The sequence below is a fragment of the Thioalkalivibrio sulfidiphilus HL-EbGr7 genome (assembly GCF_000021985.1).
GTDB classification, from domain to species: domain Bacteria; phylum Pseudomonadota; class Gammaproteobacteria; order Ectothiorhodospirales; family Ectothiorhodospiraceae; genus Thioalkalivibrio_A; species Thioalkalivibrio_A sulfidiphilus.
The window spans coordinates 1252958-1268861 of sequence record NC_011901.1 but is presented as its reverse complement, the minus strand read 5'-3'; the positions used below and the strand labels follow the sequence as shown (position 1 = coordinate 1268861).

Genomic DNA, 15904 nt, shown 5'->3' with positions numbered 1-15904 from the left:
CGCTTTTGCTGAGGGAAGTGCGAATTGAAGGGGGAAGTGTGAATTGGGAAATGTGAATGGAACCACCCTCACCCCCACTTCCGACTTCCCAATTCACACTTCGCACTTCCACTTGTCCTTCTAACGCAGCGCCACTGCATCCTCCCCCAGCAGCCCCCGCAGGCGGGCGATCAGGTCACCGCTGGGCCTGACCCGCCAGTCCTCGCCCAGTTCGAAGCAGGCCTGGAAGCGGTCGTCCCGGTAATGGATGTAGACCGGGCAAGGCCCTTCCCGACTGGGGGCCAGGGCATCCTTGAGTTCATCCACCAGGCCGTTCACGGGCCGTCCCAGGACGCGCAGGTCCAGGCCCTTCACGCACTGGGACAGGGCCTCGTCCAGGTCCATGACCTGGCGGGCGCGCAGGCGCACACCGCCGTTGAACTCGTCCACCCCGGCCTGGCCCTGGACCACCAGCAGCCGGTCTTTCACCAGCAGGTGCTGGTAGCGGTTGAAGTCCTCCCCGAACAGGCCCACCTCGATCCGCCCGCTGCGGTCGTCCAGGGTCACGAAGCCGATGCGCCCGGTCTGGGTGGGCTTGGTGCGGATGTTGATCACCAGGCCACCCACGGTGGCCTGCTGTTCCTTGCGCCGCCGCCCTTCTCCGGGTGTCTGGTCACCCACCTCGGCCACCAGGTCGGCGATGCGCTTGCTGTGAATGGCCTTGAGCTCCGCCTGGAAGCGGTCGATGGGGTGCCCGGTGAGGTACAGCCCCAGGGTCTCCTTCTCGGCGGACAGGCGCAGGTCCTCGTCCCATTCCGGCAGCTGTTCGTCGTCCACGTCCGAGGCACCCGGGGTGACCGGGCCACCGAACAGGTCCTCCTGACCCAGGCTCTCATTGCGCAGGTGCTGCTCGGCCCGGGACAGGGCCTTGGGCAGATTGGCCATCAGGGTCGCCCGATTGGGGCCGATGGAATCCAGGGCCCCGGCCCGGATCAGGGCCTCCAGGGTGCGGCGGTTGATCTTCTGGGAGTCGGCACGCACGCACAGGTCATCGAGGCTCTGGAACGGGCCGCCCGCCTCCCGGGCCTGGATCAGGGCCTGGATGGCGGACTCGCCCACCCCCTTGATGGCCCCCAGGCCATAGATCACCGTGCGGGCATCGGCCACCCCGAAGCGGTGCTGGGAGCGGTTGATGTCCGGAGGCACCACATGCAGTTCCATGGCCCGGCATTCCTCGATGAGGTTCACCACCTTGTCCGTGTGGTCCATGTCCGCGGACAGCACCGCGGACATGAAGGCCGCCGGGTAGTGCTGCTTGAGCCAGGCGGTCTGGTAGGAAAGCAGCGCGTAGGCGGCGGAATGGGACTTGTTGAAGCCGTAGCCGGCGAACTTCTCCATCAGGTCGAAGATGTAGCTGGCGGTGGCCTCCTGCACGCCCCGGCCGGTGGCGCCGGCCAGGAAGATCTCCCGCTGCTTGGCCATCTCCTCGGGTTTTTTCTTGCCCATGGCCCGGCGCAGCATGTCGGCGCCGCCCAGGGTGTAGCCCGCCAGCACCTGGGCGATCTGCATCACCTGCTCCTGGTACAGGATCACGCCGTAGGTGGGCTTGAGGATGGGCTCCAGGTCCGGGTGGGGATAGTCCACCTTGGCCCGGCCGTGCTTGCGGTTGATGAAGTCGTCCACCATGCCCGACTGCAGCGGACCCGGCCGGTACAGGGCCACCAGGGCCACGATGTCCTCGAACACGTCCGGCTGCAGGCGCTTGATGAGCTCCTTCATGCCCCGGGATTCCAGCTGGAAGACCGCGGTGGTCTCCTGGCGCTTGAGCAGGCCGAAGGTCTCCGGGTCGTCCAGGGGGATGCGGTTCACGTCCAGGGGCGCCTGGCCCTCGGCCTTGCGCTGCTGGTCGATGGTGCGCACTGCCCAGTCGATGATGGTCAGCGTGCGCAGGCCCAGGAAGTCGAACTTCACCAGGCCCACCGCCTCCACGTCGTCCTTGTCGAAGTGGGTCACCACGCTCTGCCCGCCCGGTTCGCAATACAGCGGCGAGAAGTCGGTGAGCTCGGTGGGGGCGATCACCACGCCGCCGGCATGCTTGCCCGCGTTGCGCGCCACGCCCTCGAGCTTCCTGGCCAGGTCGATCAGCCCGCTGACCTCCTCGTCCTCCTCGTAGAGGCGGCGCAGCTCCTCCTCCTGCTCCAGGGCCTTGTCCAGGGTCATGCCGATCTCGAAGGGGATCAGCTTGGCGATACGGTCCACGAAGCCGTAGGGGTGGCCCAGCACCCGGCCCACGTCGCGCACTACCGCCTTGGCGGCCATGGTGCCGTGGGTGATGATCTGGGAGACCTTCTCGCGGCCGTAGCGCTGCGCCACGTAGTCGATCACCCGGTCGCGCTGCTCCATGCAGAAGTCGATATCGAAATCGGGCATGGAGACGCGTTCGGGATTGAGGAAACGCTCGAACAGCAGGTCGTAGAGCAGCGGGTCCAGATCGGTGATCTTGAGCGCGTAGGCCACCAGGGATCCGGCGCCGGAACCACGCCCGGGACCCACCGGGATGGCGTTGTCCTTGGCCCACTGGATGAAGTCCGCCACGATCAGAAAGTAGCCCGGGAAGCCCATCTGGCAGATCACGTCCAGCTCGATCTCCAGGCGCTCCCGGTAGGCGCGCTCCTTTGCCTCGCGGTTGTCCGTGACGCCCTCGAGGATCACCGCCAGGCGTGCGTCCAGGCCCTCCCGGGAGGCCTTGCGGAAGTAGTCGTCGGTGGTCATGCCCGCGGGGACCGGGTACTCCGGCAGCACCGACTTGCCAAGCGTCAGGGAGACATTGCAGCGCCGGGCGATCTCCACGGAGTTTTCCAGGGCCTCGGGGATGTCGGCAAACAGCGCCGCCATCTCCTCGGCGGTGCGCAGATACTGCTGCGGGGTGTAGTCCCGGGGCCGGCGGGGATCATCCAGCACCCGGCCGTCGTGGATGCACACCCGGGCCTCGTGGGCGTCGAAGTCGGAGGCCGCCAGGAAGCGCACGTCGTTGGTGGCCACCACCGGCAGGGAGCGGGACTGGGCCAGGTCCACCGCGGCATGGAGGTGGTCCTCCTCGCCTTCACGCCCGGTGCGCCCGATCTCCAGGTAGAAGCGCCCCGGGAACAGGCCTTCCCAGAATTCACACAGCTCCTCGGCGGCAGAGGGCTGGCTGCCCATGAGCGCGCGGCCGATCTCGCCCTCGCGCCCCCCGGAGAGTGCGATCAGGCCGCGGCTCGCGCCGTCGAACCAGCCGCGATCGAGCACCGGCGCGTCGCCGCTCTGCTGACCCTCCTGGTAGCTTCGCGAGATCAGCCGGGTGAGATTGCGGTATCCGTCCTCGTCCTGGGCCAGCAGCACCAGCCGCGAGGGGGCCTCACCTGCCTGGGGCGCCGAGACCCAGGTATCCACGCCCACGATGGGCTTGATGCCCGCCTTGAGCGCCGCCTTGTAGAACTTCACCATGCCGAACAGGTTGCCCTGGTCGGTGACCGCCACCGCCGGCATGCCCGCCTCGCGCACCGCCTGCACCAGCGGCTCCACGCGCACCAGACCATCCACCAGGGAGAATTCGGTATGCAGATGCAGATGTACGAAGCTAGTGGTCATGTATGGATAGTTCTATTCAGTAATGGCGATTTAACGCGGAGCACGCAGAGACGCAAAGAACGCGGAGCCGGAAAATTATCACAGACGCCGCGCGGCTATTCTGATGCCTGCTTCCTTCGCGGCCCCTGCGTCTTTGCGCTCTCTGCGTGATCCGCCTCATCAGAACAGTGCAACCTGCATGCGCTCCGCCGCCCGGCGCACCGGGGCGAAGCTCAGGCGGTGGCAGGGGCTGGGACCGAGGCGCTCCAGGGCCTCCAGGTGCACGGGGGTCGGGTAACCCATGTGCGAGCCCAGCCCATAGCCCGGGTGTTGTTCGTCCAGTGCCAGCATCAGCCGGTCCCGGTGCACCTTGGCGATGATCGAGGCAGCGCTGATGGCCGGCACCCGGCTGTCGCCCTTGATCACCGCGTGGGCGGTCATGGTGAGTTTCGGGCAGCGATTGCCATCCACCAGGGCCATCTCGGGGCGGTGCGACAGGGCCTCCACGGCCCGCTGCATGGCCAGCAGGCTCGCCTGCAGGATGTTGATGCGGTCGATCTCCGCCGGGGTGCAGAGCCCCAGGGCAAAGGCCAGGGAGCGCTCGCGGATCTGCACGTCCAGGGCCTCCCGGCGTGCAGGGCTCAGTTTCTTGGAATCCTTGAGTCCATCGATGGGTCTCGCCGGGTCCAGGATCACCGCTGCGGCCACCACCGGACCCGCCAGCGGACCCCGGCCCACCTCGTCCACGCCCGCCACCCCGGGCAACCCCAGCCAGGCCTCCAGATCCACGCATCCCCCACAGAAATCCAGTAAACTACGCCCACGCCGCGCAGGCCCCACAGGGGCGAGGCCCAGGGACGGGCCGAACTATGAATCGCCCGGAGCGATTCATCGCGCGAGCCCCACAGTGGTGAGGCCCAGGACGGGCCGAACAATGCTACCACAGCACCGGCAGCCCTCACGGGTCCCGGTGCCAAATTTCCAAGCCATTGATAAACCTGAAAAACCGGATCCCCTCATGTCCAGCACCCGTTGCGCCGTGATCGGCGTGGGCTACCTCGGCAAATTCCACGCCCAGAAGTACGCAGCCCTCCCCAATGCCGACCTGATCGCCGTCGTGGACGCCAGTCCCCAGCAGGCTGCCGCCGTGGCCGCCGACTGCCACTGCCGCGCCCTGACCGACTACAAGGAACTGCTGGGCAAGGTGGATGCGGTGAGCATCGCGGTGCCCACCACCCTGCACTTCCAGGTGGCGAAGGACTTCCTGGAACACGGCACCCACGTGCTGGTGGAAAAGCCCATCACCGTGACCGTGGAAGAGGCCGCCGAACTCAACCGAATCGCCAGGGACAAGGGCGTGATCCTGCAGGTGGGTCACCTGGAGCGCTTCAACGCCGCCCTCATGGACCTGGCCGACCGCAACATCCGCCCCCTGTTCATCGAGTCCCACCGCCTGGCCCCCTTCAAGCCCCGGGCCACGGACGTGAACGTGGTGCTGGATCTGATGATCCACGACATCGACATCATCCTGGACATGGTGCGCTCGCCGCTCAAATCCATCGCCGCCAGCGGCGCCCAGGTGCTGTCCCAGGCGGTGGACATCGCCAATGCACGCCTGGAATTCGAGAACGGCTGCGTGGCCAACGTGACCTCCAGCCGGGTGAGCATGAAGAGCGAGCGCAAGATGCGCATCTTCGAGCCCAGCGCCTACATCTCCGTGGACTTCCAGAACCGCGGCCTGTCCATCCACCGGGTGGGTGAGCGGGAGATGTTCCCGGGCATTCCCGAGATCACCAGCGAGGAGAGCTTCTTCGACGAAAGCGATGCGCTCAAGGCGGAGATCATTGCCTTCCTCAAGGCCATCCAGGAGGGCGCGCCGGTGATCGTCTCCGGCGAGGACGGCCAGCGTGCCCTGGAGACCGCCATCCGGATCACCGACCTGGTGCTGCGCAACGCCCGGGTGCTGCGCTGAGCGCGCGCCCCACACGAATCCCTTTTCAAGACACGAGGCAGACCATCCCATGATCCCCATGGTTGACCTGAAGACCCAGTACCACCAGCTCAAGGCCGAGATCGACACGGCGGTCATGGACGTGCTGGAAAACACCCAGTTCATCCTCGGCCCCAACGTCAAGGCCCTGGAGCAGGAGACCGCCGAGTACCTGGGCGTGCCCCACGCCATCGGCTGCGCCTCCGGCACCGACGCCCTGCACCTGGCACTGGCGGCCGCCGGCATCGGCCCCGGCGACGAGGTGATCACCACCGCCTTCACCTTCATCGCCACCGCCGAGGCCATCGCCTATGTGGGCGCCACACCAGTGTTCGTGGACATCGACCCCCAGACCTACAACATCGATCCGGACAAGGTGGAGGCAGCGATTACCCCGAAGACCCGCGCCGTGCTGCCGGTGCACCTGTTCGGCCAGCCGGCGCGCATGGACCGGCTCAAGGCCTTGTGCGACCAGCACAAGCTGCTCCTCATCGAGGACTGCGCCCAATCCTTCGGCGCCGACGTGAGCGGCACCCAGACCGGCGCCATCGGCGAGCTGGGCTGTTTCAGCTTCTTCCCCAGCAAGAATCTCGGCTGCTACGGCGATGGCGGCCTGATCACCACCCGTTCCGAGGAGTACGCCAAGCGCATCCTGAGCCTGCGCAACCACGGCAGCGAGGTGCGTTACCACCACGACGTGATCGGCTACAACAGTCGCCTGGACGAGATGCAGGCGGCCATCCTGCGGGTGAAGCTGCGCCACATCGATGAATTCAACACCCAGCGCCGCCGGGTGGCGCACCGCTACAACGAACTGCTGGCGGGCACCGGCATCGTCACGCCCCATGAGGACGGTCACGGACGCCACGTCTTCCACCAGTACACCCTGCTGTCCGAGCGTCGCGACGAGATCATGAAGGCCCTGCAGGCCCAGCAGATTGCCTGCGCCGTGTACTACCCCATCCCGCTGCACCGGCAGAAGGCCTTCGGCGAAACCCTGAGCCACCTACAGCTGCCCGTCACCGACGAGGTCGCGGCGCGCTGCTTCTCCCTGCCCATCTACCCGGAGATGCCCGACGAGCACATCGTCACCGTCACCAACGTGATCCGGAATGCCATCGCCTGAGCCCAGTCACGACCATGTGATGGTGGTGGCGGGTGAGGCCTCCGGCGACCTGCACGCCGCCAACATGGTGCGCGCCCTGCGCCGCCTGCGCCCGGAACTGCGCTTCTCCGGCATGGGCGGCGGTGCACTCAGGGATGCGGGCGTGGAGATCCTGGTGGACAGCACCCGCCTGGCGGTGGTGGGCCTGGTGGAGGTGCTGGCCCATTACGGTGATATCCGCCGGGCCCTGAACACCCTCAAGCACAGCATCGAGCGGGAGCCTCCGCGCCTGCTGGTGCTGGTGGATTACGTGGAGTTCAACCTGCGCCTGGCCCGCTTCGCCAAGGGCAAGGGCGTGAAGGTGCTGTTCTACGTCAGCCCCCAGGTCTGGGCCTGGCGCGCGCGCCGGGTGCGGCGCATCGGCCAGGTGATCGACGCCATGGCCGTGCTGTTTCCCTTCGAGGAGGCGGTCTATCGCAAGCATGGCATTCCGGTGCGCTACGTGGGCAACCCGCTGGTAGACGAGGTGCGGGCCTCGGCGGACTGCTACACCCTGCGCCGCGGCTTCGGCCTCAACGAGACCGCCCCGGTGGTGGGCATCCTGCCCGGCAGCCGTCGCGGTGAGCTGCGCCGTCACCTGCCCCTGATCATGGAATCCGCCCGGCTGCTGCGCAGCCGCATCCCCAGCGTGCAGTTCATCATGCCCATCGCCCCCGGCGTGGACGTGGAGCGGGATGTCACGTCCCACGTGGACGGCAGCCTGGGCATCGTGCAGGTGAGTGGTCGCACCTACGACGCCATGCACGCCAGCGATGCCCTGATGATCGCATCGGGCACCGCCACCCTGGAAGCGGGCCTGCTGCGGGTGCCCATGGCCATCCTCTACCGGGTCTCACCGATCACCTACGCCATCCTCAAGCGACTGATCCTGATCCGTGACATCGGGCTGGCCAACATCGTTGCCGGCGAACGGGTGGTACCGGAATTCATCCAGCACGAAGCCACCCCCGAGGCCATCACCGGTGAGATCGAGCGCCTGCTGACGGACAACGACTACGCGCGCCAGGTGCGCGAACGCCTCGGGATCATCCGGGAAAGACTGGGGGAAGGCGGGGGATCGGAGAATGTGGCGCGGATGGCGCTGGAACTGATCGACACCGGGAAACTGGATTGAAGTGAGAAGTGAGAAGTGAGAAGTGAGAAGTGAGAAGTGAGAAGTGAGAAGTGACAATAGGTGAATGGCAAAGCTCCGCCAATGCACTTCCTACTTCCTACATCTCACTTCTAAATTCGCACTTCACCCTTCAGATGGGTGCCTGCGACCCGAACGCACGATACCGCGCTGGCTCGACTTCACAAACTCCACGAAACGGGCCACTTCCGGAGACTGCTTCGCCAGTTCCTCCGCAGCCGCCATCGCGGCGCCACGGTCACGGCCGCGCACCAGCAGCTTGAACACCTGGTGCAGGGCGCGCACGGTCTCAGGGGAAAACCCGCGACGCTTCAATCCCAGCTTGTTGATGCCGATGGCCCGGGCGTAATTGCCCGAGGCCAGGGTATAGGGCGTAAGGTCACGGTTGAGCGCCGCGCCCATGCTGGTGAAGGCATGGGTGCCGATGCGGCAGAACTGGTGCACCAGGGTGAAACCGCCCAGGATGGCGCGATCCTCCACCTTCACATGTCCGGCCAGGGAGGCGGCATTGGAGAAGATGGTATGGTTGCCCACCTCGCAGTCATGGGCGATGTGCACGTAGGCCATGATCAGGTTGTCGTTGCCGATGCGCGTCTCGCCGGTGCCCTTGGGGGTGCCGCGATGGATGGTGACGAACTCGCGGATCACGTTGCGGTCCCCGATCACCACCCGGGTGGGTTCGCCCTTGTAGCCGGTGTCCTGGGGCGCCTCGCCGATGGAGGCGAACTGGAACACCTGGCAGTCCTCGCCAATGCTCGTGTGTCCGGAGACCACCACGTGGGGCCCGATGCGGGTACCCCGGCCGATGCGCACGTCGGCGCCGATGGTGGTGAACGGGCCGATGTGTACGTCCTCGGCGATCTGCGCGCCGGGCTCGATGACCGCCCGGGGATCGATCATGACTCGATCTCCTTGCCGGCGCACATCAGCGTGGCGGAAGCCACCAGGTCACCGTTGACCCGGGCCTCTGCCTTGAAGCGCCAGATGCCGCGCACGACTCTCAGCAGTTCCACGCGCAGATGCAGCTGGTCGCCCGGTTCCACCTGGCGGCGGAAGCGGGCCTCGTCGATCCCCACGAACAGATAGAGCTGCTGCTTGTCCTGGTTCTCGTTGCGGGCCTCCTCGGTCTTGAAGGCCAGCAGACCCGTGGCCTGGGCCAGTGCCTCCATGATCAGCACGCCGGGCATCACCGGACGAATGGGGAAATGCCCCTGGAAATAGGGCTCGTTGATGCTCACGTTCTTGATGGCCTCCAGGTATTCACCGGGCTTGAAGTCGGTGACCCGGTCCACCAGGAGAAAGGGGTAACGGTGAGGCAGATAGCGCATCACCTGGTGAATGCTCATGGCGTCCAATGATGTGTCCCTGTGTTGTTGTCTGGCCGAACGCCTGGGCGATGCGGCTGGTAGCTTGTCGTCGATCGAGACGGAGCGCTCAGTCCTGCCCGGGCGCACCCTTGTCGCGCTTCCCCATGCGGCGCAGGCGGGCGAGACTCCGGTTCCACTCGCGGGCCGTGTCATGGGGCACCCCGGAGGAGTACACACCGGGCTCGCGGATGGAGCGGGTCACGAAGCTCATGGCAGTGACGGTCACACCGTCGGCGATGTCCAGGTGGCCCAGTATACCGGCTCCGCCGCCAATGGCGCAGTGGCTGCCGATGCGAGTGCTGCCGGCGATGCCCACGCAGCCCGCCAGGGCCGTGTGATCGCCGATGTGCACGTTGTGGGCCACCTGGATGAGGTTGTCCATCTTCACGCCGGTGCCGATGACGGTGTCTTCCAGCGCCCCCCGGTCGATGGTGGTGTTGGCGCCGATCTCCACGTCATCCCCCACCACCACCCGGCCAAGCTGGGGGATCTTCACCCAGTGGCGAGCCTGATCCGGGGCGAAACCGAAACCGTCGGCCCCGAGCACCGCACCGGCATGGATGCGCACCCGCCGACCCAGCCGCGTGCCGCGGTAGAGCGTGACCCGCGGACCCAGGCGCGTATCCGCACCCACCTGGCAATCGGCCTCCAGTATGCAGCCAGGCCCCAGCACCACGCCCTGATCCAGTACACACTCCGGGCCCACCACGCACTGCGCGCCCACCTCGACACCCGGATGAAGACGCGCGGAGGCATCCACCACTGCCGTGGGGTGGATGCCGGCGCGGGGCAAGGGCTCCGGGAAGATCAGGGCACAGGCCCGGGCATAGCCCAGGTAGGGATCGGAGATCACCAGCGCCGGCACCGGGCACAGGGCCGCATCATCTGCCCTGCACAGCACGGCACCTGCCCGGGTACCGGGCAGGTGCTTGCGAAAGCGGGGGTTGTTCAGGAAGGCGAGTTCGCCGGGGCCGGCCCGGTCCAGGGGGGCGACCCCGGTGATCTCGAGCCGGCCGTCGCCGTGCAGTTCAGCACCCAGATGGACGGCAAGGTCGGAAAGCGTCACCACGTCGCTCGGATGCCTGCTCGAAACCTGTCAGGCACGCGGCCGCCGGATCAGCGACCGCCCTGGCCCTGCTGGCGCAAGCGCTCCAGCACCTTGTCGGTGATGTTGATGCGTTCGCTGGCAAACAGCACGTTGCGCTCGGTCAGCACCAGGTCATAGCGTTCCTGCTGGGCGATCTCCAGGATCACGTTCTGGACCAGGCGCTGCAGCCGACCCAGTTCCTCGTTGCGACGCACGTTCAGGTCCTCGCTGAACATGTCCTGGGCACGCTTGAACTCGCGGGAACGGTTGCGGAAATTGCGCTCCAGTTCGGCGCGCTGTTCGGCACCCATGACATCGGCATCACGCTCCAGGCGCTCCTGCATCTGGCGCAGGGCGTCGCGCTCGGCCACCAGTTCCGCGTCACGGGGCGAGAATTCCTTCTCCAGTGCACTGAGGGCGGCCTCAGCCTGAGGCGAACGCTCCATGATGAAGTTGATGTTGACGAAGGCCACCCTGGCCTCGGCTGCCAGGGCCATGCCGGCAGAGCCGAGCAGGGTCAGCGCCAGGATAAGGGAAACCAGGATCGTGGGCATTCTCTTCAAGACTGCTCTCCATTGAGTACGTTTTCCCTTTCGGGGATCGGTGGTTCGTAACGTGTCTCAGCTTGGACCTGCATGAGGCACTTTAAATTCCGTGCGTAGATGACCAGCCTGAGTGAAATCGGTCACGCATCGGCATCAGAACGCCGCGCCGATGCTGAACTGGAACACCTGCCGGTCATCTTCCGGCTTGTCATTTAACGCTTGGGCCAGACTGAAAGTCAACGCGCCGACGGGGGACAACCAGGTCATGCCGATACCCGCCGAGGTGCGGATCTCGCCCGCATCGAAGGCCTCGTAACTCTGGTAGACCTGACCCGCATCCAGGAACAGGCTCATGCGCATGTTGCCGCTGTCGTCCAGGAATGGCGGCGGGAACAGCAGCTCGGCGGTGGTCACCACGCGGAAGGTGCCGCCGAACGGGTCGTTGTTGGAATCCTGCGGGCCCAGACTGAAGTCCCGGTAGCCGCGCACCGAGCGCGAGCCGCCGGCGAAGTAATGCTCGAAGAACGGCACACGGTCATTGTCACCATAGGGTTCGGCGTAGTTGATCTCGCCGTTGAGCCCGATGGACAGGTTGTCGCGCAGGGGCAGGAACCACTGGCTGCGCAGATCGAGCTTGAAGTACTCGGCGGTGCTGCCCGGCAGGGCCACCTTCACCCCCGCCCGCTGCAGGTTGCCCTCGCTGGCGAACACCGTGCGGTCCCGCGTGTCGTGGGTAAACGAGGATTCCAGGGTGTAGAAATTGAAGGTGTTGCCGTCTGCGATGTAATCGAAGACCTCGTCGGAGGTGCCGGACGTGGTCACCACCTCGACGCGTTCGTAACCGGGGCTGAAGCGGAAGGTGTCGAATTCCGTGAGCGGTATGCCGTAGGTCAGGGTGCCGCCGTAGCGGTTGGTGGCATAGCGGGAGATATCCAGCTGGGAGGCATCGGTCTCGCGGAAGAACAGCGTGAATCCACGGCTGATGCCGTCCAGGGTGTAGTAGGGATTCAGGTAGGAGATGCTGTAGGTGCGGTTCACCGAACTGTTGTTGAAGGCCAGCGACACGCGCCGACCGGTGCCCATGAAGTTCTCCTGGGACAGCCCCAGGTTGAACAGCACGCCTTCGCTCTGGGCGTAGCCCACGCCCACGGTAAAGCTTCCGGAGAAGCGCTCCTTCACACTGATGTCCAGATCCACCTGGTCGTCACTGCCGGGCACGCGCCGGGTCTCCACGTTCACCGATTCCACGAAGGACAGGCGCTGCAGGCGCACCCGGGAACGGTCCACGTTGGAGGTGGAGTACCAGCCGCCTTCCATCTGGCGCATCTCGCGGCGGAACACCTCGTCCTGGGTGCGGTCGTTGCCGGTGAAGTTGATGCGCCGCACGTAGACCCGCTGACCCGGATCCACGAACAGGGTCAGGCTGACGGTGCGGTTCTCCTCATCCACTTCGGGGATCGGATTGACGTTGGCGAAGGCATAGCCCTCGTCGCCGAGGCGACGGGTGATGGCGTCGGCGGATGCATTGATCCGCGCCCGGGAGAACACATCCCCCGGCGCGACCCGGACCAGCTCCATCAGCTCCTGCTCGTCGACAATGAGATTGCCACCGAGGCGCACGTCGCTGATGGTGTACTGGTCACCCTCGTCCACGTTGACCGTGACATAGATGTCCTTGCGGTCCGGGGTCAGGGTCACCTGGGTGGAATCGATGTTGAAATTGACGAAACCGCTGTCCAGGTACTTGGAACGCAGGGTCTCCAGGTCACCGGAGAGCTTCTGGCGTGAGTAGTGATCCCGGCGGCTGAAGAAGGCGTACCAGCGCGGGATGCCGGAATCGAAACGACGCAGGATCTCCCTGTCCTCGAAGGCATCGTTGCCCACCAGGTTGATGCGCCGGATCTTGGCCACCTGACCCTCTGCGATGTCGATGTTCACGTCGACGCGGTTGCGTTCCAGTTCCTCCACCTCGACGTCGATACGCACGTTGTACTTGCCGCGGGCGTAGTACTGCTGGCGCAGCTCGTTCTCCATGCGCTCGAGCACGGTGCGGTTGAATACCCGTCCGCGGGCCATGCCCACCTGGCGCAGGGCATCCATGAGTTCGTCGTCCTTGATGTCACGGTTGCCACTGATGTTGATCTCGTTGATGGCGGGACGCTCCTCGACCACCACCACCAGCACGTTGTCGCGGCGACGCAGGGAGACGTCGGAGAAGAAGCCGGTACGGAACAGCGCGCGCACCACCTCGGCGCTGCGCGCATCGTCGAAGGCATCGCCCACCTGCACCGGCAGATTGGTGAACACCGTGCCCGGAGCGATGCGCTCCAGACCCTCCACCTCGATGTCCTCGATGGTGAAGGTGGCCCCGTGGGCCATGCCGGCAGCCAGCAGCGCACCGGCCACGGCAACTCTCAGACGATTCAGCATAGGGAGATTCAGCCCAGTATTCTCATGATGTCGTTGTAGAAGGCGAGGGTCATCAGCAGCGCGATCATCACCAGCCCCACCCGCTGGCCGATGGCCTCCACCTGGGGCGAGACGGGGCTGCCCTTGACGATCTCCACCAGGTAGTAGAGCAGGTGTCCGCCATCCAGCATGGGGATGGGCAGCAGGTTGATGATGCCGAGACTGATACTGACGATGGCCATGAAACCCAGGAATGCGGCCACACCGATCACGGCGGTGACGCCCGCGTATTCGGCGATGCTGATGGGCCCGCTGATGTTCTTCACCGAGGCCTCGCCCATCACCAGGCGCCAGAGCACCCGCAGGGTGAGCACGGTCATGTCCCAGGTGCGAGTCACACCGTTGACGAAGGACTCGACGGGGCCGTGACGCACCGTGGTGCGCATGGCCTCGAACTGGCTGGTGTCCACGTGGGGATAGGCGCCGATGATGCCCACGATGCGCCCGTTGTCCTCGCGGCTGCCGGTACGCACGGCCACCTGCAGGCGGCTGCCGTCGCGCTCCACCTCCAGCTGCATCATGCCGTCGGGCCGGGCCTGGATGTGCTCCACCAGGCCCTGCCAGGTGTGCACGGGCTCGCCGTCCGCCGCAAGCACCCGGTCACCGCTCTGCAGCCCGGCCTGGACTGCCGGCCCGCCGGAGACCAGCTCGCCCAGCACCGGGTCCAGGCGCGGACGCCAGGGGGTGATGCCGATCTTGTCCAGGAGCGGACCCTCATCCAGCAGCCGGCGGGTGTCGCTCAGGTCCAGCCAACGCACGAACTCGCGCCCGTCGGCGGTCTCCACCCGCACGGCCACCCGTTGGGAGTCGAGGCTGCGCTCCAGCAGTGCCAGGGAAGCCAGTTCCCAGGTGGGCGTCTCGGTATCGGCCACGGAGATCAGCCGGTCGCCACTGACGAAGCCCGCCTCGGCGGCCAGGGACGCGGGTGCCACCTCGCCCACCACCGGCTTCACGCCGCCGATGCCCACCATGAACATCAGCCAGTAGGCCAGGATGGCGAACAGGAAATTGAAGGCCGGACCCGCCGCCACGATGGCGATGCGCTTGCCCACCGGCTGGCGGTTGAAGGCCCGGGACAGATCCTCGCCCGGCGGCGTGTCCGGATCGCGCTCGTCCAGCATCTTGACGTAACCGCCCAGAGGGATGGCGGCAATCACGTACTCGGTGCGATCGGCGCCGGCCACCCTGCGCCACAGGGGACGCCCGAAGCCCACCGAGAATCGCAAAACCTTCACGCCCGCGCGCCGGGCCACCCAGTAGTGGCCGTATTCGTGCACGGTCACCAGGACGCCGATGGCGACGACGAAGGCGGCAATGCTGATCAGGATACTCATGAGGCCTGTCCCATACGCAGTCCGCCGATGCCCGCAATGCGTTCCCGGGCGACCTGGCGGGCGGCCTCATCGGCCTTGAGCACCCGTTCCAGGTCCGAGGCAGGGCCGGTGCTCACCTGCTCCAGGCTGTGTTCGATCACCTTGGCGATGTCCGTGAAGGCCAGCCGGCTGTCCAGGAAGGCCGCGACCGCCACCTCGTTGGCGGCGTTGAGCACGGCGGTGGCGGTACCGCCCACCTGGAAGGCCTGGTAGGCCAGTCGCAGGCAGGGGAAACGCCCCAGATCCGGACGCTCGAAGTCCAGTCGGGCGATGGCCACCATGTCCAGGGGCGCCACCCCGGAGGCGATGCGCTCCGGCCAGGCCAGGGCGTGGGCGATCGGGGTGCGCATGTCCGGATTGCCCAGCTGCGCCAGCACGGAGCCGTCGCTGTAGGAAACCATGGAGTGGATCACGCTCTGGGGATGCAGCACCACCTCCACCCGCTCGGTGCCGGTGCCGAACAGCCAGCAGGCCTCGATCACCTCCAGGCCCTTGTTCATCATGGTGGCGGAATCCACCGAGATCTTGCGGCCCATCACCCAGTTGGGGTGGGCACAGGCCTGCTCCGGGGTCACACCGGCCAGGGCCTCGGGGCTTAAGGTGCGAAACGGCCCGCCGGAGGCGGTCAGCAGGATGCGCTCCACGCCGACCCGATCGAGTCCCCGGGCGAAATCCGCCGGCATACACTGGAAGATGGCGTTGTGCTCACTGTCGATGGGCAGCAGCTCCGCGCCGCTGGCATGGATCTCGTCCATGAACAGCTGCCCGGACATGACCAGGGCCTCCTTGTTGGCCAGCATGACCCGCTTGCCGGCCCGGGCTGCCGCCAGGGTCGGCATCAGGCCCGCGGCGCCCACGATGCCCGCCATCACGTAGTCGGTCTCCGGAAGGGCGGCCACCTGCACCAGGGCCTCGGCACCGCACAGCACCCGGGTGGGAAGTCCTTCGGCCGCGAGCTCGCGCTCCAGGCGTTCGGCGCCGTCCGCGCTCACCACCACGGCGTAGTCGGGCCGGAAGTCGCGACACTGCTGCGCCAGGCGTTCCACGTTGTCATTGGCCGTGAGCGCCACCACGCGATAGGCCTGCGGGTGTCTGGCCAGCACATCCAGGGTGTTCACCCCGATGGTGCCGGTGGAACCCAGGATGGTCACGCCACGGCGCACGGGCTCGTCTTGCATCGTCATGATG

Annotated in this window: 12 protein-coding genes; 3 read left to right on the top strand and 9 right to left on the bottom strand. The window is 66.3% G+C overall.

Going from position 1 to position 15904, the window contains the following annotated elements; all coding sequences use genetic code 11:
- Positions 1-120 precede the first annotated feature (120 nt).
- Together dnaE and rnhB are read right to left on the bottom strand one after the other, a co-directional pair.
- On the bottom strand, positions 121-3609 hold the full coding sequence (dnaE, locus tag TGR7_RS05885) for a DNA polymerase III subunit alpha (RefSeq protein WP_012637745.1): 3489 nt from the start codon (positions 3607-3609) through the stop codon (positions 121-123).
- Positions 3610-3768: 159 nt separating this feature from the next.
- On the bottom strand, positions 3769-4377 hold the full coding sequence (gene rnhB, locus TGR7_RS05880) for a ribonuclease HII (protein WP_012637744.1): 609 nt from the start codon (positions 4375-4377) through the stop codon (positions 3769-3771).
- 229 nt (positions 4378-4606) lie between these two features.
- Between rnhB and TGR7_RS05875 the strand changes: the two genes are divergently transcribed.
- The 3 genes from TGR7_RS05875 to lpxB are packed head-to-tail and all read left to right on the top strand — an operon-like array spanning position 4607 to position 7857.
- On the top strand, positions 4607-5560 hold the full coding sequence (locus TGR7_RS05875) for a Gfo/Idh/MocA family protein (RefSeq protein ID WP_012637743.1): 954 nt from the start codon (positions 4607-4609) through the stop codon (positions 5558-5560).
- Between the two features lie 49 nt (positions 5561-5609).
- Positions 5610-6704, top strand: coding sequence for a DegT/DnrJ/EryC1/StrS family aminotransferase (locus TGR7_RS05870; RefSeq protein ID WP_012637742.1), 1095 nt, complete (start codon positions 5610-5612; stop codon positions 6702-6704).
- Complete coding sequence (gene lpxB, locus TGR7_RS05865) at positions 6691-7857, top strand: lipid-A-disaccharide synthase (protein ID WP_012637741.1); 1167 nt, start codon at positions 6691-6693, stop codon at positions 7855-7857. Before TGR7_RS05870 ends, lpxB begins: the two co-directional genes overlap by 14 nt.
- Before the next feature lie 123 nt (positions 7858-7980).
- On the opposite strand, the gene lpxA is transcribed toward lpxB, so the two are convergent.
- The 7 genes from lpxA to ispC form a co-directional block, all read right to left on the bottom strand.
- Complete coding sequence (gene lpxA, locus TGR7_RS05860; RefSeq protein WP_012637740.1) at positions 7981-8775, bottom strand: acyl-ACP--UDP-N-acetylglucosamine O-acyltransferase; 795 nt, start codon at positions 8773-8775, stop codon at positions 7981-7983.
- Positions 8772-9221 carry a 3-hydroxyacyl-ACP dehydratase FabZ gene (gene fabZ / locus TGR7_RS05855; RefSeq protein WP_012637739.1) on the bottom strand — a complete coding sequence of 150 codons (450 nt, stop codon included), beginning with the start codon at positions 9219-9221 and terminating at the stop codon, positions 8772-8774. The genes lpxA and fabZ overlap by 4 nt, the downstream gene beginning before the upstream one ends.
- A gap of 88 nt (positions 9222-9309) precedes the next feature.
- Entirely contained in the window at positions 9310-10311 is a 1002-nt protein-coding gene (lpxD, locus tag TGR7_RS05850) for a UDP-3-O-(3-hydroxymyristoyl)glucosamine N-acyltransferase (RefSeq protein WP_041441091.1), read from the bottom strand.
- A 47-nt stretch (positions 10312-10358) separates the two neighbouring features.
- Complete coding sequence (locus tag TGR7_RS05845; RefSeq protein ID WP_012637737.1) at positions 10359-10883, bottom strand: OmpH/Skp family outer membrane protein; 525 nt, start codon at positions 10881-10883, stop codon at positions 10359-10361.
- Positions 10884-11027: 144 nt separating this feature from the next.
- Positions 11028-13304 (bottom strand): outer membrane protein assembly factor BamA, encoded by a 2277-nt coding sequence (gene bamA / locus TGR7_RS05840; RefSeq protein ID WP_012637736.1) that lies wholly within the window; start codon positions 13302-13304, stop codon positions 11028-11030.
- Between the two features lie 8 nt (positions 13305-13312).
- Positions 13313-14677: an RIP metalloprotease RseP gene (gene rseP, locus TGR7_RS05835; protein ID WP_012637735.1), complete on the bottom strand. Its 1365-nt coding sequence runs from the start codon at positions 14675-14677 to the stop codon at positions 13313-13315.
- Positions 14674-15900 (bottom strand): 1-deoxy-D-xylulose-5-phosphate reductoisomerase, encoded by a 1227-nt coding sequence (gene ispC / locus TGR7_RS05830; protein WP_012637734.1) that lies wholly within the window; start codon positions 15898-15900, stop codon positions 14674-14676. Before ispC ends, rseP begins: the two co-directional genes overlap by 4 nt.
- Positions 15901-15904: the final 4 nt, after the last annotated feature.